This window comes from Streptomyces sp. NBC_00104 (assembly GCF_045160825.1).
Taxonomy (GTDB): domain Bacteria; phylum Actinomycetota; class Actinomycetes; order Streptomycetales; family Streptomycetaceae; genus Streptomyces.
In genome coordinates this window covers 6,210,589-6,237,118 of sequence record NZ_CP108215.1, presented here as the reverse complement: position 1 = coordinate 6,237,118, position 26,530 = coordinate 6,210,589, and the positions used below count along the sequence as shown (strand labels likewise).

The following is a 26,530-nucleotide window of genomic DNA, read 5'->3' as shown; positions in this document are numbered from 1 at the left end:
CCAGGTCGCTCTACAGGCGCCGCCAGGTCCATGTGGTCGTGGCTTCGAGGGGGTCGATGGGGGTGACGAGGCGGGGGTGGGTGTTGAGGCCGTTGGGCGGCCCGGTCTGGGGTTCGACACACACGGCCTCCGCCTGTTCGTCGTAGATCACGACCCATTGCTCTCGGGAGGCGACCTTCAGTTCCAGCCGCTCCGGCCAGGTGAGGGTGACGTCGACGCCGTCGGGCATGCCGAAGCAGTCGTCCCAGGGGCCGGGCCCGGGGTCGAGGCGCTTGCCGGTGGGGAGGTGGTCCGCGCCGCGCTCCTCCTGCCACGCGGGCGTGAAGTCGATCCGTACGTCCTCGCCGCCGCCGGCCAGGTTCCGGTTGAACCAGGGGTGCCAGCCGATCTGCGCCGGGAAGGAGGAGTCGTACGCCTCCACGGACATGGTGAGGGTGAGGGCGTCCGGGCTGAGGGTGGCCACCTGGGTGACGCGGCCGGGGTAGGGCCAGGGCTCGACGAGGTCGTACGTGAGGACGGCCTCGGTGTCACCGTGGCTCGCGACGCGCCAGGCACCCTCGCGGGTCGTGCCGTGGATGGCGTGGGGCGGGGCGTTGAGGGGCATCTGCTGCACGCTGCCGCCGTCGCGGAACCGTCCGTCCCTGATCCGTCCGCACCAGGGCACCATCGGGAAGCACCCGAACCGCTCGCCCTGACGCAGCAGTTCGACCCCACCGACCCGCAGCCCCGCCACCCGGCCACCGTTCCCCGGCGCCAGCACGACCTCCGCGTCACCCGCGGCCAACGTGATCTCTTCGCTACTCACCCCTCGACCCTACTGGGCCCACGACTCGGGCAGTTGCCGGACCGCGCCTCGCCCGACGGGGCCGCCCGGCGGCGGGCGACGCCGACGAAGAGGGCCAGGGCGAAAACCCACCGGCCACACCGCAGATGCAGATACAGACAGATGCAGACGCAGACGACGGGGGCGGGGGCGGGGGCGGTTTCCTTCGCCCCGCGGGCCACGACGTCAGCGGCGTTTGCGCAGAGCGCGGCTCACGACGATGGCGGAGGCGACGGCGAGGGCCGCCGCCGGGGCCGCCCAGCGGAGGGTGGCGCGCGCGGAGACGGTTTCGGGGGCCGGGACCGGGGCGTAGCGGCCGCGGGGCGGGGCGTGGTCGACCTCCTCCGCGCTGCGGCCGATCATCGTCCGCCGCGCATGCGCGGCCTCCGCCGGCGGCTCACCCCCGGCGACGAAGTCCCCCTCGGTGAAGGGGTCCAGCGCGGACGGCGGAACGTCGGCGTCGAAGACGGAGGCCGCGGCTTCGTCCCCCGCGCCTTGCTCGTCAACCGCTTCCGCGGCTTCCTCGGCTTCCGTGGCGTCCGCGGCGTCCGCGGCGTCCGCGGCTTCTGCCGCTCCACCCGTGTCAGCCCCACCCTCGGCTTCGCCACCCTCGGCTGCCGCGCTCTCCGCTGCGGCACTCTCTGCTTCGGGAGTGGGACTTGGCTCGGGAGCGGGTTCTGACTCGGTCTCGGTCGCCGTCCCCAGGTTCTCCGCGAACTTGCCCAGCAGTCGCGTCACCGCCGAGGACACCGAGTCGGCCGGGAGTTCGGTGATACGGCCATCGGCGGTGGCCGTGGCGGTGTAGGTGAGGGTGGTGCCCTCAAGGGCCGGGCTGAGGCGGAGGGTGAGGGCGAGTTCTACGGTGCCGGTGCCTCGGACCTCGGCGGCGTCGCCCTCCACGGCGTAGGAGCCGTCGTCCCGGGCGGTGATCCGGAGGGTGCCGCGGTAGGTGATGGTGTGGCCGGCGACCCGTACCTTCAGGCGGCCGGCGACGGGTGGGGTGCCCGCGTCCTGCTGGAGCCCGGGGACCGCTCGGGCCACCCGCTCGGGGTCGGACAGCGCCTCCCGGAGGCGGCCGACGGGAACCGGAACGAACACCTCATGCTCCATGGAATCCGAGCCTACCCAGGTGGCACCGCACCGCACCCGTACATACGCGTTATTGCTCGTATTCCGCCCCACGCGGCCCCATCCGCCCCCGCGGCCTCATCCACCCCGCGCGGCCCTGTCCGCCCCACGCGGCGCCATCCGCGCCGCCCCGACCCAGTGCGCGCCACCGACCCCATGCGCGCCACCCGACCCATGCGTCACCCTCGGCCGCAGTCAGCTCAACCGGCCACACACGACTCACCCGACGTACCTCGGGTGCACCAGCGTCGACGGTGGCAGGTCCCGTACGCGGTCGGCGGCGTCGAGTCGCGCGGCCCCGGTGCCGAGGGCCGGCGGTGGGCGTCGGCCGCCCTCGGGCCGGGTCGCCAGGACGAAGCCCCAGTCGTGGGGGGACCGGGAGGTGTGGGCCGTACGGTCGGGGCCCGTGACGAAGCCGGGGTCGGCGGCGGTGACACGGTAGGGCGTGGTGCGCAGGCCGGTGGCACGGACGGTGGCGTCGACCGTCCAGAACACGTGCCGACGGGACGACACCGGGCCCGCGTGCACGACCATGCGGCCGTCGGGGGCGAGGACCTCGCGGGCCAGGCCGTAGAACTCCTGCGAGTAGAGCTTGGTGCTCGCCGTGATCTCGGGGTCGGGGAGGTCCGAGATCACGACGTCGTACCTCTGGGTCGGGCGGACGCCGCGCAGCCAGGCGAAGGAGTCCTCGGTGAAGACGCGGACGCGGTCGTCGTCGTAGGCGTGGCCGTTGAGGGCGGAGAGGGCCGGGTCCGTGCGGGCCAGACGCACCACGCCCGGGTCGAGTTCGACGATGTCCACCTGCCGTACGTCCTCGTGGCGGAGCACTTCGCGGGCGGCGAGGCCGTCACCGCCGCCGAGGACGAGGACGCGGGCGTGCGGGCCGGCGTGCAGGGCGGGGTGGACGAGGGCCCGGTGGTAGCGGTGTTCGTCACGGCCGCTGATGCGCAGCCGGCCGTCGAGGAAGAGGGAGAGCGGACGGCCGTCCCGGCCGCCGGTGAGGACGACCTCCTGGACGCCGGTCCGCAGCGCCACCCGTACGTCCTTGCCGTACACCGCGCGCCTGGCGGCGCGTTCGAAGTCGTCCACGTGTACGGCGGCGGTGGCGAGGAGGCCGAGGACGACGAGGTTGGTGACCAGCAGCAGCCAGCGGGCGCGGCGGGTCAGGTCGTGGCGGAACAGGCCGAGGACGAGGGCGCCGCCGACGAGGGCGTTGACCGTGCCGGTGAGCAGGGCGCCGGTCAGCTGGCCGAGCCAGGGCAGGAGGAGGAAGGGGAAGGCGAGGCCGCCGACCAGCGCGCCCACGTAGTCGGCCGCGAACAGGTCGGCGACCGCGCCGGCCGCGTCCTGGCGGCGGATGCGCTGGATCAGCTCCAACAGCAGCGGGACCTCGGCGCCGATGAGCAGGCCGATGGCCAGGGAGAACGCGACGAGGAGGTAGCGGGAGCCACTCGCCCACATGCCGCCCCAGTCGCCGGTCCAGGCGAACGCCGCGTACAGCGCGAGGGCGCTGCAGCCGCCGACGAGGGCGAGGGCGGCCTCGATGGCGCCGAAGCCGAGGGCCGCGCGGGGGCGCAGGCCTTTGGCGGCGAGGGAGCCGATGCCCATGGCGAAGACCATGACCGAGAGGACCACGGAGGCCTGGGTGACGGAGTCACCGATCAAGTACGCGGCGAGGGCGACGAGTTCGAGTTCGTACACGAGTCCGCAGGCCGCGCAGACGAAGACGCCGGCGAGGACGAGGAAGCGGCCGATTCCCGGGCGGACCGGCAGCCACGCCTGGGCGCCCGGGCCGCCGTGGCCGCGCCAGGGGGGTGGGGCGCCGGGGGGTGCGGGGGCGTGCGGCTCGATCACTCCAGGCACGCTACCGTCACGGTCGCGCTGCGCTGGGTCACCCACACGGGTGGTCTGCGACGCTTCGCCGGGTGCCTAATAGCTCGGGGGTTCGGGTGCGTTGGTGGGTGCGGGTGCGCGGGGAACCGCGCGACCAGTCAGTCCCACCCACCCCGTCGCTCCCGTCGCTCCCGTCGCTCCCGTCGCTCCCGTCGCTCCCGTCGCACCCGTCGCACCCGTCGCTCACAGCGTCACCGACACTCTGACCCCCACCCTCGTTCTTGTGGCCACCAGTTGGCCGTCCTGGGGATACGCGTGCCACGTACGCCAGTGCACCTGCCCCTCGTGGCGCTGCGCGAGCATCGCCGTGAAGGCGTAGGGACTGCCGGGGAAGACGCCCGCCAGACCGTGGGGGTGGTCGGAGACGAGGGCCAGGAGCTCCTGGGCGCGGCCGGCGAAGGAACCCGGTGACAGGACCTCGACGCGGGCGGCGAATTCGTACTCCCAGTCGCCCGCACGTTTGGCCACGCCGAGCGGGAGGGGCGTGCTGGATCCCGGGATGCACGCGACCGTCTCCGAACAGTGGCTGCCCTGCTCCTCCTCCAGGAGTACCTGGTGGGACGCGCCGAGCAGCCGCAACTGCAGCTTCGCGCCGGTGAGTTCGAGGTCGAGCGTGGCGAGGGCGGGCAGCGGTTCGCGCCCCAGGGCCCAGGCGAGGTCTGCCGCGCGCGTGTCGGTGTAGGCGGTGTTCAGGGTCGTGAGCATGGGTCGGCTCCGCAGCGACGCAAAGAGAAGAGGAGTGGGTCCGGCGCACCCCGGTCGGCACCGGGATCGTGGCCCGGTCAGCCAGGTCGGGTGAGGACGACGTCCCCGTCGGTCCGGTCAGCCGTGTCAGGCCTGCCGGGAGGGACGTCCGGGGGCTGCGTCGGCGATTTATAGGGAATCATGAACTGTGGCGCCACCACAGCGTTTTTACCCAACTTGACGTGCTTTCCATCCCCCCGAGGGCTGCCCAGCTCAACTGTTCAACCGGGCGTACGCCCCGTCGGCCGACGTGCTCCCCGCGCGCTCGCCGAGCCGGGCGTGCAAACCCCGGGGAGCGCCCACCGGACAACCGGGCCCACCCGGCGTACTCAGGCGTGAATCAGAAGTCGCCTCCGTGCGCCGCCCGGGCGTGGAGCGGGTGCGGGGCGGGTGCGGGGCGGGTGCGGGTGCGGGTGCGGGTGCGGGGCGAGCATGTCCTCTTGGGCGCCTGCCCGGTCCGAGCGGCCCTGCACACGCGAGCGCCCGCCGGGAGTTCGTCCCGGCGGGCGCTCGTGTCGTGGAGCTCAGCTGCCCCGTGTCAGCTGCCTCCACCGCATCCGCCCCCGCCTCCGCAGGAGGACCCGCCACCACAGGACGAGCCGCTGCTGCTGCCGCACGACGACGAGCTGCTGCCGCAGGACGAGCCGCCACCCCCGGACGACGAACCCCGGTCGTCGTTCGACGAGGAGTGCGACGAACCGCTGTCGCCGACGCCCGCGGCCCCCAGCACCCACCAGCTGTTGTCGGAGCCGCTGTTGTCGGAGCTGCTGCCGCCCCGGCTGCTCCGGTACGCGTTGCCGCCGCGGCCGGACGACCGACGCCGTCGTGCCGCGTTCCCCCTGCTGCGGTTGTTGACGGCCACCATGGTCAACGTCCCCACAAAGATCACCGCCAGGATGATGCCGATCACCGCGATCGCGTTCATGGCGCCACCCTCCCCTCTTTCTCCTGAGTCCCCCGAAGCGGCCCCCCGTGGGCGCCTCGCTCACTTGCGTGTGGCGGGGATGCCCCCGCCGGTGACCGCTCAAAGCCGAGTTGAGCAAGTCCAGAGCTTGTCGTACGCGTGACGAATCCGGAGCCTGCGCGTGCGCGGTCAGCCGCTGCTGCCGCAGGAGGAGGACGAACCACCTCCGCAGGACGAGCCGCCGCCGCTGCCGCCGCCGCACGACGAGGAGTCGCCGTGTCCGTGGCTGTCGCCCTCACCGTCGGGCCACGGCGCCCGCGCGGCGTTCGCCCACCAGCTGTCGTGCCGCCGGGGCGTACGGGGCGGGCCCAGGCCGGGCCCGTCGCCGATGCCGCCCCACTTGATCACCACGACGATGGGCACCACCAGCGACGCCACCACCACCACGAGGGCGACGAACAGCAGGACGCCGAGCGTGAGGAGTGCCACGGTCATCGGTCAGTCCCCTCCGCCGCCGCCACCGCAGCCACCGCCGCAGGAGGACCCGCCTCCGCAGGACGAGCCGCTCCCGCACGACGACCCCCCGGACGAGCCACCGCCGTCCGCCCACCAGCTGCGGCGCCGTCCGCGCCGCCTGGAGCTCCTGACGGCTCCGACGACGATGGCCAGACCGATGGCCACGAGTACCAGGATGAAGCCGACGTCCGCCATGGCCCACCCTCCCCTCTTCCTTGCTTGTGTCCCCCGAAGCGCCCCCGTGGGTGCCTCGCTCACATGTCGCGGGGATCCCCCCGCCGCCGACCGCTCCAAGCCGAGTCGGTCGGGTCCAGAGCTTCGTCGCGTCAGCTGCCGCCGCCACCGCCGCAGCCGCCTCCGCCGCCACCGCAGGAGGAGGAGCCGCCGCACGACGAGCCACCCCCGCAGGACGACGAACCGCCGCTCCCGTGGGACGACCCGCCGCCCGCCCACCAGCTGTGCGAGCGCCGACGGCCCACCCCCGAGTGACGGCCGAGCGCCGACACGACACCGACCAGGACGACGACGCCCATGAAGACGAAGAAGACCTCCATCTCGGCACCTGCCTTTCGTTCCCCCCTTGCAGGCCCCCCGTGGGCCGTGCGTGACGTGGGGATGCCCTCGCGCCTCACCGGTCAAAGCCGAGTTGAGGAAGTCCAGAGGTTCGGCGCAGGATGACGGCCATGACCTCCAGCGCAAGCCCCGCCCGCACCCCTCGCCCTCCGCTCAACCGGCGGCTCGCCGAGTTCGGGACGACGATCTTCGCCGAGATGTCGGCGCTCGCCCTGCGGACCGGGGCGATCAACCTGGGGCAGGGCTTCCCGGACACCGACGGCCCCGAGGAGATCCGCGAGGCCGCCGTACGGGCGCTGCGTGACGGCCTGGGCAACCAGTACCCGCCGGGGCCGGGCGTCCCGGAGCTGCGCACCGCGATCGTCGACCACCAGCGGCGGCGGTACGGGCTGTCCTTCGACCCGGACACGGAGGTGCTGGTCACGGCGGGCGCCACGGAGGCCATCGCGGCCGCGCTGCTGGGGCTGCTGGAGCCCGGCGACGAGGTGGTCGCCCTGGAGCCGTACTACGACTCGTACGCGGCCTGTATCGCGATGGCGGGCGGGACGCGCGTACCGGTGACGCTGCGGCCGTCCGAGGGAACCCGCGACGGAGTCGCGGATCGGCGCTTCCGGCTGGACCTCGACGAGCTGCGGGCCGCCGTCACCGACCGGACGCGGCTGCTGCTGATCAACACCCCGCACAACCCGACCGGCACGGTCCTCACCCGTGAGGAGCTGACGGCGATCGCCGAGCTGGCCGTCGAGCGGGATCTGCTGGTGGTCACGGACGAGGTGTACGAACACCTCGTCTTCGACGACGCCGAGCACCTGCCGCTCGCGACCTTCCCGGGGATGCGGGAGCGGACCGTCACCATCGGGTCCGCGGGCAAGACGTTCTCCTTCACGGGCTGGAAGGTGGGCTGGGTGACCGGTACCCAGGAACTCGTGACCGCCGTCCGGACGGCCAAGCAGTACCTGACCTACGTCAGCGCGGGCCCGTTCCAGTACGCGGTCGCCGAGGCGCTGCGCCTGCCGGACACGTACTTCGACGGCTTCCGCGCCGATCTCCAGCGCAAGCGCGACCTGCTCGGCGACGGCCTGCGCGCGGCCGGGTTCAAGGTCTACCAACCCCAGGGCACGTACTTCATCACCACCGACATCACCCCCCTCGGCGAGAAGGACGCCCACGCCTTCTGCCGCGCCCTCCCCGAACGCTGCGGCGTCGTCGCCATCCCCAACTCCGTCTTCTACGACGACCCCGACGCCGGCCGCAGCCAGGTCCGCTTCACCTTCTGCAAGAAGGACGACGTCCTCGCCGAAGCCACCAGCCGCCTGCAACGATTGGCGTCCTGAACTCGCGCTCCTCCCTCGCGAGTGAGGTCGAGGCGAGATCATCACCGGCGTGGGTGCCGGGTGGTCTGCACTCGATCGAGTGCAGAGCGGCCGATCAACCTCGGCAGCGGACAGCGCCCCATGGCGTCGCCCCAGTGAAGTACAGCTATGTCCACCCGCGCATGGCGGAAGACCGATGAGTTCGGCCTCGCCGCCCGGTCTGACCGTCTGGCTGGTCGACCACACACCGCGTGGAGAGGTAGTTGTCTCATGAGCAAGGTGGAACGTCACCATGTCGCTCGACGGCTTCATGGCTGGTCCGGACATCAGCGCCGAGCACCCCATGGGCCGGGGTGGTCTTCGTCTGCATGAATGGATCTTTGACACGTCAGGGAGCGAGGTGGATGCCGCGTCGCACGAGAGGTCTCGGACTCGACAGGTGCGGTCGTACTGGGCAGAAGAACATTCGATGTGGGTGTCGAGGTGTGGGAGGACACGGTCGCCGAGGCCCTGAGCCTGCCCGACTCGTACTTCGAGGAGTTCCGCGCCGACATGCGGGCCAAGCGCGAACTGCCGGCGGGCGGCCTGGAGCAGGCGGGCTTCAAGGTCTTCCGCCCGGCCGGCACGTACTTCATCACCGCCGACATCCGACCCCTCGGCGAGACCGACGGCTTCGCCTTCTGCCGCGCCCTGCCGGAGCGCTGCGGGGTGGTCGCCATCCCCAACGCGGTCTTCTACGACCACCGCGAGCAGGGCGCGCCCCCTTTGTCCGCTTCGCGTTCTGCAAGTGGACAGGCGTGTTGGAGGAGGCGGCCTCCCGACTCAAGACGCCGGCCGCCTGACAGCCACAGACGTACCAGCGTATGTACCGGCCACACGCGGCCTGGTTGCTCCGAGCCGCCGCGCACCCGCACCCGACTGCCGCCTGGTCGAGTCGGGACACCGGTGCTCGGCAGTCATGTCACGCAACCCGCCTGTCGGCGGACACGCTTCCATCAGCGACCAACCGGCGCCGCCAGGCCCGCTGACAGCGCCCCCGGATCATGCAGGACAGGGGCAGCAACGAGTCATACCGGCCCCGAAGGGTACGAAGTCGAGCTGGGCCCTACGAAGAAGGTGATGTGCGGGCAGTAGCCCTCCTCGGCCAGCCAGGCGCGGGCCCGTCCGCGCTGTCGCTCATCGCGGAACCGGTGGTACCGGCTCCAGAAGCGCTCGTCACCAGCGAGGACGTCCCTGAAGCGCCGGAAGGTACCCCGCCCGCCCATGGCGATCCGCAGCCTGTCGGCAAGGGCGACGTCCTCGACCTCTTCGATGAACAGCTCCATGTCCCGGTAACCGGCCCGGGACCCCAGAGCCGGAACGTACAGCCATCGCTCGGGATCGTCGTCCTCCTCAGCCTCGGGCCCAGGCCCCAGCTCGTCGGTGAACGCAGGCCGGCACTCCCCGGTGGACAGATCGATCCGGCCACCGGACTCGGCCGGGTCGCCCTCCAGCAGCATGGCGAGCATCTCCAGATCGACCGCGAGCGGACGCAGGAGGGGCACCGCCGCGTCTCCCGTGGCCGCGCGCAACCGGTCCGCCAGCTCCTCATCGCCCCGGAAGCCGCGCTCCTGGAGCGCGCCGAGAAACAAGGCCGCCAGCTCCGCAGTCCCCGGCAGGCCCTGCGCCGCGGCCCCGGCCACACCATCGCCGGCCAGCTGCAGCACCTCACGCACGGGTCCACGACGCAACGCCGCAAACAACGCCACTCCGTCCTGCGCGTGGAGCGCGCCACGCAGGGCCCGCAGCCCGTCCTCGCCCCACCCCTCATCCACGACCCCGACGGTAACGCGCCACCGAGGAGTACGACGCCGGGACCCATCGGTTTCCCTCCGCCCGGCTCCGTGCCAGTGCCGGCGCACCCGGCGCCTGGGGGCAGGCGGTGTTGCCCGGTCAGCTGCGCCGCTTGCGGCCGCTCTTGCCTGACGAGCGCCGGGCCTTCCGCACGCGGCCGATGCGGGCGCCGTGGGTACCCAGCGCCCGGGCCGCCAGCTGCCTGAGCTCGTCCAGTCCGGCCCGGTCCGGGTGCGCGGAGTCCAACGCGGCGGCAACCGCGTCCCTGGCCTGGGGACCCTGGGCGCGCAGCATCTCCTCGGCGCCGTCCCCGCCGCCCGCCAACTCCACGAGCTGGAGCAGGCTCTCGGCGAGCACCAGCAGCTGCTCGGCATCGGTCATGTCCTCGGGGGACAGCAACTCACGGTGTGCCAGCGCGTTCAGCGCCGGCGGCGCCAGCTGTGTGTCTCGCCGCAGCGTGCGCAGCAGCCGCTCGCCCTCACCGTCCGGCAACGCCGCCGACAGCACGTCGAGCATCGCCTGCGCACGCGTGCGGAAGGTCATGGTCCTTACGGCGTCGGTCAGTTGGCGCAGGGCACCTTCCCGCTCACCGCGGGCCGTGATCCAGTCGGCCAGCTCCGTGCGGGCGGCGTCCGGGTCGTAGTGCTCGGCCAGCACCCCCAGCAGGCCGGCCGCCGGCGCCTGGGCCAGTTCACCGACCAACGGTGCGTCCCTGCCGGCCGCCAGCAACCGCTGCCGTACGGCCCGGGTACCGAGCTCGGTGAGACGGATGAGCTCGACCGGCCCGGCGGCCAGCTCCTCTCGCCGGGCATCGGCACGCTCCCGGGCCGCCGGGTCCGTTGCCGCCCCCGCGACGCCCAGCAGCTCCGCGAGCTCCGGCGGCATGTCCGCGAGCAGCTCGGGACCGGCATCGGAGAGGTCGATGTCCAGGAACACCGGATCGGCCATCCCACGGTCACGCTCGATCGCGCCCAGGTCGTCCAGCAGGTCGAGCACCGCGCGCAGGTCCCGGTCGGCGTGCTCGAACCACATCCGGTGCTGAAGGTCCGACCCGGCGTCGAGCTGCAAGGAGGTCCGATAGGCCAGGTGTACCGTGTCGCGCAGCCGCGGCCAGGGCATCGGGTACGGCAGGCTGTAGAGCGTGTTCAGCACGTCGTCCAGGACGTCCTCGTAGACGTCGAAGAACATCGACTCGACGTGCCGGCCGCTGCGCGCCCCGATCAGAGCCTGCCGCAGTTCGAAGCACGCGTCGAAGGCGCGCAGCCACAGCTGGAGCGGGTCGGCCAGCACCGGCCGGGCCTTGGCCACCGCGTACAACCGCCCCTTGACCACCCGGACCAGACGCGCCTTCTTCGCCCACTCCACCAGCAGTCCCAGCCGCGGCAGGTCGGCCGAGGAGCGCACCCCCTCGATCTTGTCGCCGGTGCCGAGTACGTCCACCAGCTCGCGGGCCTCCGCCATCCGCAGCCGTCCCGTCGCCGTCACCGGTCGGCCGCCCTGCCCCGCCCATTCGGCGAGTCCGCGCAACTGCGCCACGGTCGTCGACGCCTCGGCCCGTCGGCGCAGTTCGTCGTCCGGGGGAAGCATCACGGGCAGTTGCGGCTCGGCCCGGGCCACGTCGGACAGCGCGCGGCCGGTCAGCCGCCGTTCCATGATCGTGGCGAGAGCCTGCTGATCGTAGGCGACCTCCCCGCGCTGCGCCCGGTCCGCGAAGCGCTGAAACGCCGCCCCGTCCTGGACGTCCACGCCCTGCTCCGCGGCCGTCATCGCCCAGAACTTCGCCAATCCCCAGCGCGTGCGGTCCGTCATCGCCGCCAGATGCCGGTCCGCGACCCTGTCGACCGCGGCAAGGGAATCCTGGAGTGAGGGGCCGCGCGGGTCCGCCAACTGCGCGGCGTGCAGATAGCGCAGCAGCGTGCGCAGGGTGCCCGGGGCGTCACCGCGTTCCTCCCCGGGAAGCTCGGTGACCTGCTGGGGAAGCCAGGAGAGCAGCAGTTCCTCCACATGGCGCGGCTCCCACAGCCCCAGCCGGCCGTCGGCAGTCGCCCGGTGTCGGTAGTCCAGGGCCGTCTCGGCAGTGAATCCGTCCACCGGCAGCCCCTGCTCTCCGGCCCACCGGACCAGGCGGTCGACCAGCAGCCCGCACGCCGCCTCGAACTCATCCTCGGCCTCGGGTTCGAACCGCGTCCGCATGAAATCCGTCCAACCTGTCAGCAGTAGTCGTTGCCGTGCCACGCTATCGGCGAACCGGCGCCGGCAACTCGGCCGAGGACGAGCGGGCCCGCTACCTCAGGGCAGCACGTGGTGGTGGTCGCCCGCAGCGAACGCGGCTTCGAACCTCCTTGCGGCGAACCGGACTTCGTCGCACGGACTCACTGCGCAGAACGGCACGCCCCCCTGCCGATACCGATCGACGAAGGGCCGGGCAAGCGCAGCCGACTGCCGCGACCAGGAACGACCACGTCCGACGGCAGCGGTGCCGACGGTACGGGCCTGGCCGCACCGGAGGTCCTTCGTCAGCGGCCGTCCGCCTCGGGCTCCGGGCGCGGGAGCTCGTCGAGGTCGAGGGTGAAGGTGCGGCCGTCGGCCAGGGGGATGGGGAGCTTGCCCGTGCCGTACTTGTGGGTGTGGGCCGCGATGTAACCCGTGGCGGTCGGCTGGGTGTGGAGGACGACTTCCTGGGCGTAGGGGTCCACGACCAGGTAGATCGGGATTCCGTAGCGGCCGTACTTCGCGGTGCAGTCGTCGTAGTCCTTGCGCGCGGAGGAGGTCGAGACGACCTCGGAGATCAGCAGGACGTCCTCGAAGCTGTAGCGCTTGCCCTCCCGGCGGGCGTCCTCGCGAAGGATCGCCAGATCGGGGGCGGAGTTCTCGTCGGCGGGGAAGTCGATGTAGACGTCGGAGGTGACCTTCGCGTGACGGCCGAGGGCAAGAGCGGAGTCGATCTGCATCGACCTGATGGTGCTGGAGTGCTCTTCGCTCTGCGGGGTCATGATCACCTTTCCGTCGGCCCCGAACAGAACCGTGTATCCCTTGGGGAACTCGGTGTGCACGATCGCGTCGACGCTCATCAACGGCTCCTTCCCGTGTGTGGTCAGGATACGACGGACAGTGCCGCGTCACCGAGCCCGTCGGGACGGTCGGCAGACCGGTCCGAACAGACCCTGCGGCCAGCCCACCGCCGGTGCCGGAGGCCACAGCCGGGCCTGTCGCACGACAGAGGAATAGATAGACCAACGAGGTGTCGCCTGGGTGACGGCCGCGCCCGCGCTGGTGACGGCCGTGCGTTCGGCGAAGCAGTACCTGACGTACGTGGCGTCGGGGCCGTTCCAGTACGCCGTCGCCGAGGTGCTCGCGCTGCCCGACAGCTACTTCGAGGCGTTCCGCACGGACATGCCGACCAAGCGGGACGTGCTGGCGGCGGGGCTCTCCGACACCGGGTTCGAGGTGTTCCGGACGGCGGGCACGTACTTCATCACCACCGACATCCGGCCCCTCGGCGAGACCGACGGCTTCGCCTTCTGCCGCGCGCTACCCGAGCGGGCGGGCGTGGTGGCCATCCCCAACGCCGTCTTCTACGACCACCGCGAGGCCGGCGCGCCCTTCGTGCGGTTCGCCTTCTGCAAGCGCACCGAGGTGTTGGAGGAGGAGGCGAAGCGGCTGAAGGCGGCGTTCTGACGACGCGACGCCACCGGCGGGATCGCCGCATTCCCGTCGACGTCGGCGCGGATTTCCCGTCGACGTCGGCGTGGATTTCCTCGACGTCGGCGCGGACGGCGAGAGCCCGGCCGTGGCACTCCACCATGCGGGTGGGGCGTCCTGGCCGGGCTCTCGTACGTCTGACGGGGTGTTTCGGGTCGTCGTGAACCCAGTCCCCCTGTAGCCGCCGGGGTCGATGACCGCCGGTGGCCACGGAAGCGCGCAGGGCGACTACTCGCCGTCGTCCTCGGGCTTCTCGGGCTTGTCGGTCTCGTCGACGTCCTCGGCCAGGCCGAGCTGCTCGACGAGCCACTTGTCGAACTCGATGGCCGCGCGCACCCAGCTGACCGTCGACGAGACGAAGTGCTCCAGGCTGACGCCGGTGCCGATCAGCAGCTGCGCCTCGCCGATGAGACGAACCGTGCCGTCGTCATGCGTGTGGCTGTAGACCTTGGGCCACAGGGTGCGCCGGTTCCAGTCGTCGATGGTCTCCAGCAGAGCCGGCTTCTCGTCGATCTGGTGCGGGCGGTCGTAGAACGTGCGCACCGAGAAGACCTGCTGGTCACCCTCTCCACGGAACATGAAGTACGTACGGAATTCCTCCCACGGCGCCGCGAGGTCACCCTCGTCGTCGACGACGTACTTCAGCTCCATCTGGTCCAGGAGCTGCTTCACGAGGTCCTGATCCGGGACGACGGGGCCCGCCGGCCCTTGGGGCTGCGGCTCGGGCTGGCCCCCGAAGTTCGGAATCGAGGACGGGTCGATGCTCACCGTGATTTTCCCTTCGTACGGATTCCGCCATCCTCCCCCATGCGGGGCGGGGAGTGGCAACCCCCGCCCCGCGTGGTTCGTCGCCCTTGGCCGGATCCTCCGGGGGATTCAGCTACGAGCGTGGCCGGGAACCTTTCGGGTACCCCCGATCACGGCTTCTTCTCCATCGACGGGGGCACCGGGGCGTCCGTGTCGGGTGCCGTCGTCGCGCCCGTCACCGGTCCCACGATCAGCCCCTCTCCTTCGCCGAACGTGGCCACCCGGACCGTGTCGCCGTCCTTGACCTCGCCGGCCAGGATCTCCTTGGCCAGACGGTCGCCGATGGCGGTCTGGACGAGGCGGCGCAGCGGGCGGGCGCCGTAGGCCGGATCGTTGCCCTCTTCGGCGAGCCAGGCCAGGGCCTCGGGGGTGATCTCCAGGGTGAGGCGGCGCTCGGCGAGACGCTTGGACAGGCGGTCGATCTGGAGCTTCGCGATGCGCTCCAGCTCCGCCTTGTCCAGCGCGGAGAAGACCACGAGGTCGTCGAGGCGGTTGAGGAACTCCGGCTTGAAGGAGGCCCGCACCACGTCCATGACCTGCTGCTTCTTCTCCGCCGCGCTGGTGACCGGGTCGACCAGGTACTGGCTGCCCAGGTTCGAGGTGAGGATCAGGATCGTGTTGCGGAAGTCGACCGTGCGGCCCTGTCCGTCCGTGAGCCGGCCGTCGTCCAGCACCTGCAGGAGGATGTCGAAGACCTCGGGGTGCGCCTTCTCCACCTCGTCCAGCAGCACGACCGAGTAGGGACGCCTGCGGACGGACTCCGTCAGCTGGCCGCCCTCCTCGTAGCCGATGTAGCCGGGAGGCGCGCCGACCAGGCGGGCCACGCTGTGCTTCTCGCCGTACTCCGACATGTCGATGCGGATCATGGCCCGCTCGTCGTCGAAGAGGAAGTCGGCCAGCGCCTTCGCGAGTTCCGTCTTGCCCACACCCGTCGGGCCCAGGAAGACGAAGGAACCGGTCGGGCGGTCCGGGTCGGCGATACCCGCGCGGGAACGGCGTACGGCGTCGCTCACGGCCCGTACGGCCTCGGTCTGGCCGATGAGGCGGCGGCCCAGCTCGTCCTCCATGCGGAGCAGCTTCTGGGTCTCGCCCTCCAGCAGGCGGCCCGCCGGGATACCGGTCCAGGAGGCGACGACGTCCGCGATGTCGTCGGCGCCGACCTCGTCCTTGACCATGGTGTTCTTGGAGGCGGCGGCCTCCTCCTCGGCCTCGGAGGCCTCCTCCAACGCCCGCTCCAGGGTGGGGATCTCGCCGTAGAGGAGCTTGGAGGCGGTGTCGAAGTCGCCGTCGCGCTGGGCGCGTTCGGCCTGGCCGCGCAACTCGTCGAGCTTCTCCTTGAGTTCACCGACGGCGTTGAGGGACTGCTTCTCCTTCTCCCAGCGGGCGGTGAGGTTGCGCAGGTCCTCCTCCTTGTTGGCGAGGTCGCGGCGCAGCTTCTCCAGGCGCTCGCGGGAGGCGGCGTCGGTCTCCTTGACGAGGGCCATCTCCTCCATGCGGAGCCGGTCCACGGACCGCTGGAGCTCGTCGATCTCGACGGGCGAGGAGTCGATCTCCATCCGGAGCCGGGAGGCGGACTCGTCGACGAGGTCGATGGCCTTGTCGGGCAGGAAGCGGGAGGTGATGTACCGGTCGGAGAGGGTGGCGGCGGCGACCAGCGCCGCGTCCGCGATCACGACCTTGTGGTGGGCCTCGTAGCGGCCCTTGAGTCCGCGCAGGATGGCGATGGTGTCCTCGACGGTCGGCTCGGCGACCAGCACCTGCTGGAAGCGGCGCTCCAGCGCCGGGTCCTTCTCGATGCGCTCGCGGTACTCGTCGAGGGTGGTGGCGCCGACCATGCGCAGCTCGCCGCGGGCGAGCATCGGCTTCAGCATGTTGCCGGCGTCCATGGCGGAGTCGCCGCCGGCGCCCGCGCCGACGACCGTGTGCAGCTCGTCGATGAAGGTGATGATCTGCCCGTCGGAGTCCTTGATCTCCGCGAGCACGGTCTTCAGCCGCTCCTCGAACTCGCCCCGGTACTTGGCCCCGGCGACCATGGCGCCGAGGTCGAGCGCGACCAGCCGCTTGTTCTTCAGCGACTCGGGCACGTCGCCCTTCACGATCCGCTGGGCCAGCCCCTCGACGACGGCGGTCTTGCCGACACCGGGCTCACCGATGAGGACCGGGTTGTTCTTGGTCCGGCGGGACAGCACCTGCACGACCCGCCGGATCTCCTGGTCCCGGCCGATGACGGGATCGAGCTTCCCCTCCCGCGCGGCGGCGGTGAAGTCGGTCCCGAACTTCTCCAGGGCCTTGTACTGCCCCTCCGGATCGGCTGTGGTCACCCGGCGTCCTCCCCTGGCTTTCTGGAACGCCTCCCGCAACTTCCCGGCGTTCGCCCCCTGCCGGGAGAGTACGTCCCCGGCCTGGCCGCCCTTCTCCGCGATCCCGAGCAGGAGGTGCTCGGTGGAGACGTACTCGTCGCCCAGCTCCTTCGCCTTGGCCTGGGCCTCGGCGACCACGCCGAGCAGCTCGCGGTTGGGCTGGGGCGGCGACACGGTGGAGCCGGTCACGCTGGGCAGGCCGGCCAGGATCTTCTCGGCGCCGGCGCGCACGACCGCCTGGTCGGCGTCGACCGCGGCGAGCAGATCGGTGATGTTCTCGTTGTCCTGGCCCTGGAGCAGAGCCAGCAGCAGGTGGGCGGGGGTGAAGTCGGCGTGTCCCTCGGACACGGCCCGGTTGCTGGCCGCGTTGATCGCGTCCCGGCTCCTGTTGGTCAGCTCGGCATCCACGTTCGCGTTTCCCTCCTTGCGTCAGCCGTTGCGTCGGTCATCGCGTCGGTCACCGGTCACCGGTGTCGGCGCCGGTCCCGGTCCCGGTGTCGGCGCCGGTCCCGGTCACAGTGACTTGAGCAACGTACACAAAGTTGAGTCTATTCCACTCAAGGTGGAGCCGGGGAGGGATCCCGCCAACCGGTCGGGGGCCGCACCCGAGAGGGGTGCGAGAGGGGCCCGGGAGGGGCCGGGAGGGGCCCGGGAGCCGGATTCCCCGCTAGATTCCAGGACCGTGAGCACCTATCGAGTGGATCCGGGAGACCCGGACGCCGCGTACCTCGCCTTCTGGCGGGAGCGCCACCTCTGCACCCTGACCACCCTCCGCGCCGACGGCAGCCCCCATGTGGTGCCCGTCGGGGTCACATACGATCCCGGGGCCCGGCTCGCTCGAGTGATCACCCGAACGGGGAGCACGAAGGCACGGAACGTGCGCGCCGCGGGGGCCGAGGGCGCCCGGGTCGCGGTGTGCCAGATGGAGGGCCGGCGCTGGGCCACGCTGGAGGGGCTCGCCCGGGTCCACGAGGACCGGGAGCGGGTCGCGGAGGCGGAGCGGCGGTATGCGGAGCGGTACGGCAGGGAACCGCAGCCCAACCCGCTCCGCGTCGTCATCGAGATCGAGCTGACGCGGGCACTGGGGCGCGGCTGACGGTCGCCGACCATTTCCGGTTGACCATTTTTCAGACAGATGAGCGGGCGGACGGGTTGGTTCCGATACCGCCGGACATCCTGAAATGTCCCCGTAAACCTGCAGCGGCGTCACCGTGTTCAGGTCACGGTGACGCCGCTGCTGGGGGGAAGCGCCTGAGCGATTTGAAACGACGGGGGAATCGCTTCAGGCACTGCGGGGGGTGGCTGATACGGCCGTGGAGGCCGGGGTCTCCGGCTCGGCGAGCCGGTGGTCGCGCTGGTCGAGATTGACGAAGACCATCCCGTACCGAATGGCACACCGCACTGGCTGCGGCGCGCCGCGCGGTCGCCGCAGACACCGGTACGCCCGGATGTCCTCGTCCTCGTCCCGGGTCACCACCACCGGTTCGCCGAACACGGTCACCATCAACGAGTCACCGCTGTGGGGGATGGCGGTGGCCAGGTCGATGAAGTGCCAACCGGAGCGGTAGGCGGTGGCCATTTCTCGGCGGAAAGAGCGGTCGTCGGGTGGAGTCGTCATGTCAGACCTGCACAGTCTCGTCCGAGCCCTGTGGCGCCACCGGCCAGATACTGTCGGCGAGCACGGTGGTGTTCACCGCACCCACCGCCGCACCACCCCAGAAGCTGTCCTCAGGCGAGTCGCCTCTCGCAGCGGAGTGAGCACTCACCACTCCGAAGGCCATAACGGCGGAGAAGGCGGCGACAAGCACCGAGCGAAGCAATCCGTTACGCATAGTCGGCTTCGTCCTCACTTGAAGGTCCCCTCTTCCCCCGTCGCCTACGACGATGGCTCATTCGGGCACGTCATGGCCACATAATCGGTGCATCATGTTCCTGCATGTTCAGGACCCTGGGGGGTGGAGATTTGGCAAATAGCTGGACGAAAGAGACACATCCCCACGCGGTGACCGAACTGTGTGAGGACGGCAGCCGTCTCTACGCGAATGCTCTTCGCGCGGGACGTATCGCCCGTACGGATGTGGAGACGACTCCCTGTTTGATGGAGTTCGGTCTGCTCCAGCCAGATCTCGACGACGCGAACTGGCTGCGCCCGGTTCCCCCGTCGGCCGCCCTGGCCCAGCGGCTGCACCCACTGGAACGCGAGATCACCGAGCGTCGGCGGCTGACCACCGAACTGGCCGAGACCTTCGAGCCGTTCATGGCGCTCAGTGCCCGGGCAACCAGCGACACGCACTCGATCACGGTGCTGGAGGGCAGCGACCGGATCAACGCCGCGCTCGACCTGGCCACGTCCCAGTGCCAGAGCCAGATGCTCACGGTCCAGCCGAGCACCAGCCGCCCCGAGCGCAGGATCGTTCAGGGGCTGGAGCGCGACAGGCCTCTGCTCGAACGCGGTGTGAGCATCCGTACGCTCTACCAGCACACCGCCCGCTACAGTCCCGCGAACCTGGCGTACGTGGACCAGGTGTCCGGCAAGGTAGAGATACGGACCATCGACGAACTGGTCGAACGCCTCATCGTCTGCGACGAGACGGTCGCCTTCATCCCCACCCGTGACGACCGGCAGGTCGCCCTGGAACTCCGCCACCCCGGCCTGGTCCGCTATCTGATCAAAGTCTTCGAGTTCATGTGGTCCCGCGCCGTCCCGCTGAACGCCGGCGCCCCCTACGAGACCGCCTCCGACGGCATCACTGAGATCCAGCACTCCATAGCCAAACTCCTGGTCGAGGGCCACGTCGATGAGGCAATAGCCCGCCGCCTCGGCATGAACGTCCGTACCTGCCGCGCCCACATCGCCAAGCTGGCGACGGCGCTGGGCAGCGGCAGCAGGGCCCAACTCGGCTACCTCATAGCCCAGTCCGGGATGCTGAACCAGGAGAGCTGACCGCCGTGGGAGACGAGTTACACGCGATCGCCGAAGCCCACGGGCACGGAGCCGACGAACTGTGCGAGGCCGGCACCGAGTTGTACGCGCGGGCGCTGGAGGAGGGGGCCGTGCCCGGCGAGGACGCCGCCGCGGCACCGTGCCTGATCGCCGCCGGGCTGCTGCACCCGGTGATCGGCGACCCGCTCCGGCTGGAGCCGGCGGCTCCCGCGACCGCCCTGCACCGGCTCCTGCGCGGCATCGCGGACCGGGTCGCCGAGGAGCGGCGCCGAGAGGAACGGCTGGCCGCGGCCTTCGAGCCGCTGCTGCGGATCGCGGAGCGGCGGACGGCACCGGGCGACACCGGCACCCCGGCCATCACCCTGCTCAGCGGCGTCGAGCGGATCAACGCCGCCATCACCGAGGCCATGGCCGAGGCGACCCGGGAAATGCTCTGTATCCAGCCGCACACCCACCAACACGGCCCGCGCGGCCAGGAGGGCCAGGCCGGCGCCCTCGGCCGCGACCAGGCCCTGCTGGCCCGTGGCGCCCGCATCTGTACGCTCTACCCGCACACCCTCAGGCACTCCCCCCTCATCCTGGCCCGCTACGAACAACTGCGGGGCGACGCCGAGGCGCGCACCCTGGACGAGGTCACCGACCGCCTCATCCTCGTCGACCGCACGGTGGCCTTCATTCCCGCCGACGCCGAACGGACCTTGGCCCTGGAGATCCGCCATCCCACGCTGATCTCGTTCTTCGCCACGACCTTCGACCGCCTCTGGCAGCTGGCGACGCCCATGTACCCCGAGGCCGTCCAGCTCCCCGTGGTCGACGGTGTCACGCCCCGCCAACGCGCCATCGCCCGTCTCCTGGTGGAGGGCCACACCGACACCGCCATCGCCGACCGTCTCGGCCTCAACGTCCGCACCACCCGCGCCCACATCGCCAAGCTCGCCGCCCACCTGGGCAGTGAGAGTCGAGCCCAACTCGGCTATCTCATCGGGCAGTCGGGGATTCTGGAGCGGGAAGAGGGGCCGTAGGGGCGGGGGCCGGGGAGGGGACGGCGGGGAGGTCGTCCGATGGGGTGGCACGCGGCGTGCCGTCGAGGCCGGCCTCGGCGATGCGGACGCCGAGCTGGGTACGGCTGGCCGCGCCGAGCCGTTCGGAGAGGCGGGCGATGTGGGCCCGGCAGGTGCGCACGCTGATGCCGAGCCGTTCGGCGACCACCGCGTCCTGGTGTCCCTCCGCGAGCAGCGCCGCGATGGACCGCTCGCGGTGGGTGATGCCCGCGACCCCGGTCGACGGGAGCGACGCGGCCAGCGGGACGCCGAGCCGCCACAGCCGTTCGAAGACGGTGACCAGGTACTCCACCAGCGCCGGATGGCGGATCTCCAGGGCCATGCTCCGGTCGGCGTTGGCCGGGATGAACGCCACCGTGCGGTCGAAGACGATGAGGCGCTCCACGACCTCGTCCAGGGTGCGGGCCTCCGCCGACTCCCCCATCAGCTCCATGTAGTTGTGCAGGCCCTGCCCGTGCCGGGCCACATGCGTGTACAGGTCCCGCATCCGCACACCCCGCCGGCACATCGCCAGCGCCCGGTGCAGCCCCTCGCGCAGCTCGTCCTCGCGCCGGATCCCGCCCGGCTGCACGGTCAGCACCTCCGTGGTGCAGCGGTCGGTGGCCTCGTCGATCGCCGCCCGGATCCGGGCCAGCCCGTCGAGCACCCGGATCGCCGTGCTCTCCGCCGAATCCCGGGCCCGGGAGCTGCCGAGGCCCGCGTACCACTCGACGGCGTCGACCGCCGCGCCCATCCGGGCCTGACTGGCGCTGACCTCCGCGTGGACGCCGCGCAGCAGCCGGGTCATGACCTCCTGCGGGGAGGTGGGCACCAGCCAGCCCATGTCGTCGGGGTCGGGGTGCAGCAGGGCGAGTTCGAGGAGGCAGGGCACGGCGTCGGCGTCCGCGCGCGGGACGCGGCCCCGCCGTACGGCTCTGGAGTACACGCGGTCCCCGGCGGCGCAGAGCCGGTCGGCACCGTGTGGATGCTCCTCGGTCGCGTGCCCGGCCATCACCCAATTCACCCCCGGTTCCAGCCTCTTCGGAGCGCAACTATGCGCGGCCCGCACCGGCACCGCAACACGGCTCTGCCATGTTTCCGCCCCGATAACATCCGTTGTGCCCGCCTCCTCCACCCCTCAGGCAGTGCGCTCTGCAACAAGCTGAAATCGGCGACGGAAGCCTCCGCACGACCCGGCGGGTCCCCTCGCCCGGCCGCCGGGACGGCCACGGAAACAGCGACGAAGACGGCCACGGAAACGGCCGGTTCCCCGGTCGTGCGCCGGGCCGGTCAGCGCGGCGGTCGCAGCCCCGCGTCCCCCGCCCGGCCGTACTTCAAACCTTCCGTTTCCGCAGGTCGCGATCGTCCCCGCAAGCTGCCCGAAATGTGCTGGTGATCAGGGTGTTACGGAGCGCGCTTACCGTCGGGCCATGGCGGACATATTTGACGCGTACGCGTTGGCCGACGCGTGGGACGAGATGTTTGCGCGGCCGGGTGAGGTCAGGGCCGCCTATGAGCCGGTGCTGGCGGCCCTGCAGCCCATCGAGCCGGCCGAACTGCGGTTCAGGGCCGACCAGATGGCCCGCGCGTTCACGGACCGCGGTGTGACGTACGCCTTCGCGGGCGAGGAGAGACCCTGGCCGCTGGATCTGGTGCCGCGCATCCTGGACGCCCTGGAGTGGGATCTGATCCAGCGCGGAGTGGCCCAGCGCGTACGGGCGTTGGAGGCGTACCTCGCGGACGCGTACGGGCCGTGCCGGGCCTTCGAGGACGGGGTCGTGCCGTGGCGGCTGCTCCTCAACTCCGCCCACTTCCACCGGGCCGCGCACGGTGTGGAGCCTCCGGGCGGGGTCCGTATCCATGTCGCCGGCATCGACCTCGTCCGGGACGAGGCGGGCGACTTCCGGGTGCTGGAGGACAACGTCCGGGTGCCGTCCGGGGTCTCGTACGTCATCGAGAACCGGCGGGCGATGACCCGCGTCTTCCCGTCCCTCTTCGCCGAGCAGCACGTCGTGCCGGTCGACGGCTACGCCCAGAAGCTGCTCGCCGCGCTCCGGGCCGCCGCGCCCGGCGGCATCGGTGACCCGCGTGTCGTCGTCCTCACCCCCGGCCCCAGCAACGCCGCCTACTTCGAACACGCCCTGCTGGCCCGGCTGATGGGCGTGCAGTTGGTGGAGGGGCACGATCTCGTCTGCCGGGGGAACCGGGTGTGGATGCGGACGACCCGCGGGGAGATGCCCGTCCACGTCGTATACCGGCGCCTCGACGACGACTTCCTCGATCCCCTCCACTTCCGGCCCGACTCGGTGATCGGCTGCCCGGGGATCATGGGCGCCGCGATGGCGGGCAACGTGACGCTCGCCAACGCGGTCGGCAACGGCATCGCCGACGACAAGCTCCTGTACACGTACGTTCCCGACCTCATCCGCTACTACCTCTCAGAGGAACCGATTCTGCCGAACGTGGAGTCCTTCCGGCCGGACGAGCCGGGGCAGTTGGAGGCGGTCCTCGACCAGATCGACCAGCTGGTGATCAAGCCGGTCGACGGGGCCGGCGGGCAGGGCATCGTCATCGGGCCGAAGGCGGACCGGGAGACGCTGGAGCGCACCCGGGAGGCCGTGCTCGCCGATCCGCGCGGCTGGATCGCGCAGCGGCCGGTGGCGCTGTCCACCTCCCCCACCCTCGCGGGCGAACGCATGGCCCCGCGCCACATCGATCTGCGGCCCTTCGCCGTGAACGACGGGAGTGACGTGTGGGTGCTGCCCGGCGGGCTGACCCGGGTCGCCCTCCAGGAGGGAAATCTCATCGTCAACTCCAGCCAGGGCGGCGGCTCCAAGGACACCTGGGTCCTCGCCGAGGGGCCCGCCGAGCAGCGGTCCGAGGAGACCGGTGGCCCGCTGCCGGAGAAGGCACCGCGCCAGCTCGGGCCCGACGGCGTCCGGACCGTCGTCCAGGAAGGGGCACAGCAGTGAACGACGTGATCCTCTCCCGGATAGCCGAGGCCCTGACCTGGACGGGACGGTACGTGGAACGGGCCGACGCGACGGGCCGCATCCTCGACGCCTACCTCCACCGCCTGCTCGAAGACCCCTGGCGCGACGAGGACGTGGCCTGCCGCTCGCTGTACGCGATCCTCGGTGTGGACGCGCCCGACCAGCACTGCGACATGCAGCAGGTGCTGGACCAGCTGGCGTTCGACGCCCGCTCGACGGGCTCGATCGAGGGCGCGCTCGGGGCGGCCCGGCTCAACGCCCGCAGCGCCCGTGAGGCCGTCTCCTCCGAGATGTGGGAGTGCCTCAACTCCACCTGGCACGCGCTCGCCGACCAGCGGACGGCAGCGCGCCGGACGGGCGGCCCGTACGCGTACCTGGAGCTGGTACGCCGGCGCGCGGCCCTCTTCTTCGGGCTCGCCGACTCGACGATGAGCCGCGACGACAGCTGGCGTTTCGTGGTGCTGGGCCGCAGCCTGGAGCGGGTGGACATGACCGTACGGCTGCTGTCGGTGCGAGTGCTGGACGCGGCGCACGCGCCGGACTGGCCGACCCTGCTGAGCGCGAGCGGCGCCGACGAGGCGTACGCGCGGGTGCACGGCGGCTTCGGCGACAGCCCCAAGGTCGCCGAGTTCCTGCTGCTGGACCGGGACTTCCCGCGCTCGGCGCTGCACGCGCTGACCACGGCGGAGGAGTGCCTGGCGGCGCTCGGCCGTCCCCGCCAGGACCCGGCCCGCCGCCCGATCGGCGCCCTGCGCACCCACCTCGAATATCTCGACTCCGAGTCCCTGGAAGCCGGGCTGCCCACGCTGCTGCGCGACCTGCAGCAGGCGTGCATGGCCTCGGCGGAGGCGGTGGCCGAGAAGTTCTTCCCGTACCAAGGCCCCGTCGAGTGGGCCCAGGAAGGCGCGTGAGCGATCCCGATGACACCTCCACCCCCACCCCCGGCCCCCGCCACGACGGCGACCCGGCGGCTGCGCATCCGGCACACCACCCGCGTCTCGTACGCCCAGCCCGCGGCCTCCTCCCACAACGAGGTCCGCATGACCCCGCTGACGCTCCCGGGCCAGACCACCCTGGACGCCCGCGTCCTGGTGAACCCTTCCACCCCCACCTGGTCGTACTGGGACTACTGGGGCACCCAGGTCACCGGCTTCGACCTCATCGAACCCCACTCCGACCTGACGATCACCGCGACCAGCCTGGTGGAGACGGCCCCGCCGGAGCCGCTCCCGGACGCGCCGGACTGGACGGAGATCCACCGGGCCACCGCCGACTCCCGCCTCCTGGAGTACCTGACCGCGACGGGCCGCACGACGCTCCCGGTCGAGCTCCTGGACCGGGCCCGTGAGGTGTCCGCCGGGCTCGACGTGCACGGCACGGCGACCGCGGTGTCGGCGATGGTCGCCGACCACGTCTCGTACGTGCCGGGCGCGACCGGCGTGCACACCAGCGCGGACGAGGCTTGGGAGCAGGGGGCGGGCGTCTGCCAGGACCTCGCCCACCTCACCCTCGGCATGCTCCGCGGCCTCGGCCTGCCCGCCCGCTACGTCTCCGGCTACCTCCACCCGGAGCGCGAGGCCGAACTCCACCGCCCCGTCGCCGGGCAGAGCCACGCCTGGATCGAGTACTGGGCCGGCGACTGGACCGGCTACGACCCCACCAACCGGGTCCCCGCCGACGAGTCCCACGTCGTCGTCGGCCGAGGCCGCGACTACGACGACGTGACGCCCCACAAGGGCATCTACCGGGGGGTGGCCGGGGGGCCGCCGGAGGTGACGATCGAGTTCACTCGGGTGGCCTGAGGCCTGAGGGGCCCTGGTGGCCCCTGGGGTTTCTGGGGTTCCTGGACCCTGACACACCGCGGGGCGGGGTGATCCCGGCCCAGTAGTGGCCTAGTAGTCCTCCTCCTGGTCCTCCCGCGCGTAGTCCGTCAGTACGCAGCCGGCCTCGCCCTCGTCCTGCCGGTAGGTGCTCGGTATGTCCACGCCCGGTTCGCAGACGAGGTAGAGGAGGCCCGCGTCGAGGAGGGCCTTGGCGTTCTCCTCGTCGTCGGCGTCGACGGCGAAGGTCATGCCGACCATCAGGCCGGTGTCGTCGGCGATCTCGGAGTTCGCCACGTCCTTCTGGAAGTCGCCCAGACTGGTGAAGTGCAGGAAGTCGATGTCGCTGTCGTCATTGACGTCGCAGTCGCCGGCACTGTCGACCGCGTAGCTGACCTGGGCGCGGAACTCCAGCAGCTCGTCGCCCACGTAGTAGTCGGTGTCCTGGCACCCGACGTGCTTCTCCAGGAAGAGGGCGACCGCCTCCCTGTCCTTGGCGACGGGAAGCATCTCGCCGTCGTCGCCACAGGCGGAGACGGTGACGGCGAGCAGCAGGGCGCACGCGGACGCGGCCAGCGCGGAGGGCGTACGGCGGGTACGGCGGGTACGGGCAGGGGTGCGCAAGGGAGGGGTCCTCTGGGGTTCTGAGTGAGCGGAAGGGAGGGTGTGGGGGGTGGGGGGTGGGGATCAGGAGGCCGGCACGGGGGCGGGGGCGAGGAGGGCCGTCTGCCGGGTGTCGCCGTGTCCGGTGGGCGGCGCGGCCGAGAGCGCCGGCGCCCTTCCGGTGGGCCGCGTGGCGGCAGGCACCGAGCCGGTGCGTCGCGCGGCGGCAGGCACCGAGCCGGTGCGTCGCGTGGCCGCAGGCACCGAGCCGGTGCGTCGCGTGGCGGCAGGCACCGAGCCGGTGCGTCGCGCGGCGGCTGTTCGCGCACGCGACGTAGGTGTGTCCCCACTGCTCTGAGGCATGTGACAGTCGTCCCCCGTGATCACGACATGACAAGCAGTAACCCTAGACCATGGGACATCCGCACGGCAGTCGAGGGCCGCCTCGCACGGACGGCCCCGCCCGGCCGCGAAAAAGCACGGCCCGGCAGGCCCACCGCCCGGCCGAAGCACTGGCGGTGGCCCTGCCGGGCC

22 protein-coding genes and 2 pseudogenes are annotated in these 26,530 nt (G+C 71.6%); 9 read left to right on the top strand and 15 right to left on the bottom strand.

What is annotated here, in order from left to right; all coding sequences use genetic code 11:
* Nucleotides 1–10: 10 nt before the first annotated feature.
* From OG272_RS27485 to OG272_RS27455, 7 genes are all read right to left on the bottom strand, one after another.
* Nucleotides 11–805 (bottom strand): aldose 1-epimerase, encoded by a 795-nt coding sequence (locus OG272_RS27485; RefSeq protein WP_405895125.1) that lies wholly within the window; start codon nucleotides 803–805, stop codon nucleotides 11–13.
* A gap of 204 nt (nucleotides 806–1,009) precedes the next feature.
* Nucleotides 1,010–1,933: an SRPBCC family protein gene (locus tag OG272_RS27480; RefSeq protein ID WP_326579748.1), complete on the bottom strand. Its 924-nt coding sequence runs from the start codon at nucleotides 1,931–1,933 to the stop codon at nucleotides 1,010–1,012.
* A 237-nt stretch (nucleotides 1,934–2,170) separates the two neighbouring features.
* Nucleotides 2,171–3,805, bottom strand: a complete 1,635-nt coding sequence (locus OG272_RS27475) for a polyamine aminopropyltransferase (protein WP_328506516.1) — start codon at nucleotides 3,803–3,805, stop codon at nucleotides 2,171–2,173.
* A gap of 222 nt (nucleotides 3,806–4,027) precedes the next feature.
* A complete protein-coding gene (locus OG272_RS27470; protein WP_326579752.1) occupies nucleotides 4,028–4,549 on the bottom strand; it encodes a DUF2617 family protein in 522 nt (173 codons plus the stop codon).
* Between the two features lie 577 nt (nucleotides 4,550–5,126).
* Complete coding sequence (locus tag OG272_RS27465; protein WP_327728475.1) at nucleotides 5,127–5,513, bottom strand: hypothetical protein; 387 nt, start codon at nucleotides 5,511–5,513, stop codon at nucleotides 5,127–5,129.
* Between the two features lie 168 nt (nucleotides 5,514–5,681).
* On the bottom strand, nucleotides 5,682–5,987 hold the full coding sequence (locus OG272_RS27460; RefSeq protein WP_327728476.1) for a hypothetical protein: 306 nt from the start codon (nucleotides 5,985–5,987) through the stop codon (nucleotides 5,682–5,684).
* Between the two features lie 347 nt (nucleotides 5,988–6,334).
* The gene (locus OG272_RS27455; RefSeq protein ID WP_328223742.1) at nucleotides 6,335–6,562 is read right to left on the bottom strand and encodes a hypothetical protein; all 228 of its coding nucleotides are present in this window, start codon (nucleotides 6,560–6,562) and stop codon (nucleotides 6,335–6,337) included.
* 120 nt (nucleotides 6,563–6,682) lie between these two features.
* Here OG272_RS27455 and OG272_RS27450 point away from each other — a divergent pair, with 120 nt between their 5' ends.
* Both OG272_RS27450 and OG272_RS27445 read left to right on the top strand, forming a co-directional pair.
* Nucleotides 6,683–7,915, top strand: coding sequence for a pyridoxal phosphate-dependent aminotransferase (locus OG272_RS27450; protein ID WP_328223741.1), 1,233 nt, complete (start codon nucleotides 6,683–6,685; stop codon nucleotides 7,913–7,915).
* 477 nt (nucleotides 7,916–8,392) lie between these two features.
* Nucleotides 8,393–8,736, top strand: a pseudogene (locus OG272_RS27445) (aminotransferase class I/II-fold pyridoxal phosphate-dependent enzyme); the annotation flags it as partial.
* Between the two features lie 225 nt (nucleotides 8,737–8,961).
* Here OG272_RS27445 and OG272_RS27440 read toward each other — a convergent pair.
* From OG272_RS27440 to OG272_RS27430, 3 genes are all read right to left on the bottom strand, one after another.
* Nucleotides 8,962–9,708: a UPF0158 family protein gene (locus OG272_RS27440; RefSeq protein ID WP_405895124.1), complete on the bottom strand. Its 747-nt coding sequence runs from the start codon at nucleotides 9,706–9,708 to the stop codon at nucleotides 8,962–8,964.
* 118 nt (nucleotides 9,709–9,826) lie between these two features.
* Complete coding sequence (locus OG272_RS27435) at nucleotides 9,827–11,920, bottom strand: hypothetical protein (RefSeq protein WP_405895123.1); 2,094 nt, start codon at nucleotides 11,918–11,920, stop codon at nucleotides 9,827–9,829.
* Nucleotides 11,921–12,243: 323 nt separating this feature from the next.
* A complete protein-coding gene (locus tag OG272_RS27430; protein ID WP_228968564.1) occupies nucleotides 12,244–12,798 on the bottom strand; it encodes a Uma2 family endonuclease in 555 nt (184 codons plus the stop codon).
* A 172-nt stretch (nucleotides 12,799–12,970) separates the two neighbouring features.
* Here OG272_RS27430 and OG272_RS27425 point away from each other — a divergent pair.
* Nucleotides 12,971–13,405, top strand: a pseudogene (locus OG272_RS27425) (aminotransferase class I/II-fold pyridoxal phosphate-dependent enzyme); the annotation flags it as partial.
* A gap of 252 nt (nucleotides 13,406–13,657) precedes the next feature.
* Here OG272_RS27425 and OG272_RS27420 read toward each other — a convergent pair.
* Complete coding sequence (locus OG272_RS27420; RefSeq protein WP_326579772.1) at nucleotides 13,658–14,197, bottom strand: YbjN domain-containing protein; 540 nt, start codon at nucleotides 14,195–14,197, stop codon at nucleotides 13,658–13,660.
* Between the two features lie 149 nt (nucleotides 14,198–14,346).
* Nucleotides 14,347–17,004: an ATP-dependent chaperone ClpB gene (gene clpB, locus OG272_RS27415; protein WP_327728480.1), complete on the bottom strand. Its 2,658-nt coding sequence runs from the start codon at nucleotides 17,002–17,004 to the stop codon at nucleotides 14,347–14,349.
* Between the two features lie 274 nt (nucleotides 17,005–17,278).
* Here clpB and OG272_RS27410 point away from each other — a divergent pair, with 274 nt between their 5' ends.
* Complete coding sequence (locus OG272_RS27410) at nucleotides 17,279–17,692, top strand: TIGR03618 family F420-dependent PPOX class oxidoreductase (protein ID WP_326579776.1); 414 nt, start codon at nucleotides 17,279–17,281, stop codon at nucleotides 17,690–17,692.
* Nucleotides 17,693–17,878: 186 nt separating this feature from the next.
* Here OG272_RS27410 and OG272_RS27405 read toward each other — a convergent pair whose 3' ends face one another.
* Nucleotides 17,879–18,214, bottom strand: a complete 336-nt coding sequence (locus tag OG272_RS27405; protein WP_327728481.1) for a hypothetical protein — start codon at nucleotides 18,212–18,214, stop codon at nucleotides 17,879–17,881.
* A gap of 318 nt (nucleotides 18,215–18,532) precedes the next feature.
* Here OG272_RS27405 and OG272_RS27400 point away from each other — a divergent pair, with 318 nt between their 5' ends.
* Nucleotides 18,533–19,540 carry a helix-turn-helix transcriptional regulator gene (locus OG272_RS27400; protein ID WP_327728482.1) on the top strand — a complete coding sequence of 336 codons (1,008 nt, stop codon included), beginning with the start codon at nucleotides 18,533–18,535 and terminating at the stop codon, nucleotides 19,538–19,540.
* 5 nt (nucleotides 19,541–19,545) lie between these two features.
* Nucleotides 19,546–20,562, top strand: a complete 1,017-nt coding sequence (locus OG272_RS27395) for a helix-turn-helix transcriptional regulator (protein WP_327728483.1) — start codon at nucleotides 19,546–19,548, stop codon at nucleotides 20,560–20,562.
* On the opposite strand, the gene OG272_RS27390 is transcribed toward OG272_RS27395, so the two are convergent.
* Entirely contained in the window at nucleotides 20,519–21,592 is a 1,074-nt protein-coding gene (locus tag OG272_RS27390; protein ID WP_327728484.1) for a LuxR C-terminal-related transcriptional regulator, read from the bottom strand. The two genes, OG272_RS27395 and OG272_RS27390, sit on opposite strands and share 44 nt — an antisense overlap.
* Nucleotides 21,593–22,010: 418 nt before the next feature.
* Between OG272_RS27390 and OG272_RS27385 the strand changes: the two genes are divergently transcribed.
* Genes OG272_RS27385 through OG272_RS27375 form a run of 3 tightly spaced genes read left to right on the top strand, consistent with a single transcriptional unit; the run spans nucleotide 22,011 to nucleotide 25,375 of the window.
* Complete coding sequence (locus tag OG272_RS27385; RefSeq protein ID WP_326579790.1) at nucleotides 22,011–23,552, top strand: circularly permuted type 2 ATP-grasp protein; 1,542 nt, start codon at nucleotides 22,011–22,013, stop codon at nucleotides 23,550–23,552.
* The gene (locus OG272_RS27380) at nucleotides 23,549–24,484 is read left to right on the top strand and encodes an alpha-E domain-containing protein (protein WP_326579792.1); all 936 of its coding nucleotides are present in this window, start codon (nucleotides 23,549–23,551) and stop codon (nucleotides 24,482–24,484) included. Before OG272_RS27385 ends, OG272_RS27380 begins: the two co-directional genes overlap by 4 nt.
* Before the next feature lie 9 nt (nucleotides 24,485–24,493).
* Nucleotides 24,494–25,375, top strand: coding sequence for a transglutaminase N-terminal domain-containing protein (locus tag OG272_RS27375; RefSeq protein WP_405895122.1), 882 nt, complete (start codon nucleotides 24,494–24,496; stop codon nucleotides 25,373–25,375).
* A gap of 90 nt (nucleotides 25,376–25,465) precedes the next feature.
* Here the strand turns inward: OG272_RS27375 and OG272_RS27370 are convergent, their stop codons facing one another.
* Nucleotides 25,466–26,017, bottom strand: coding sequence for a hypothetical protein (locus tag OG272_RS27370; protein WP_405895121.1), 552 nt, complete (start codon nucleotides 26,015–26,017; stop codon nucleotides 25,466–25,468).
* Nucleotides 26,018–26,530: the final 513 nt, after the last annotated feature.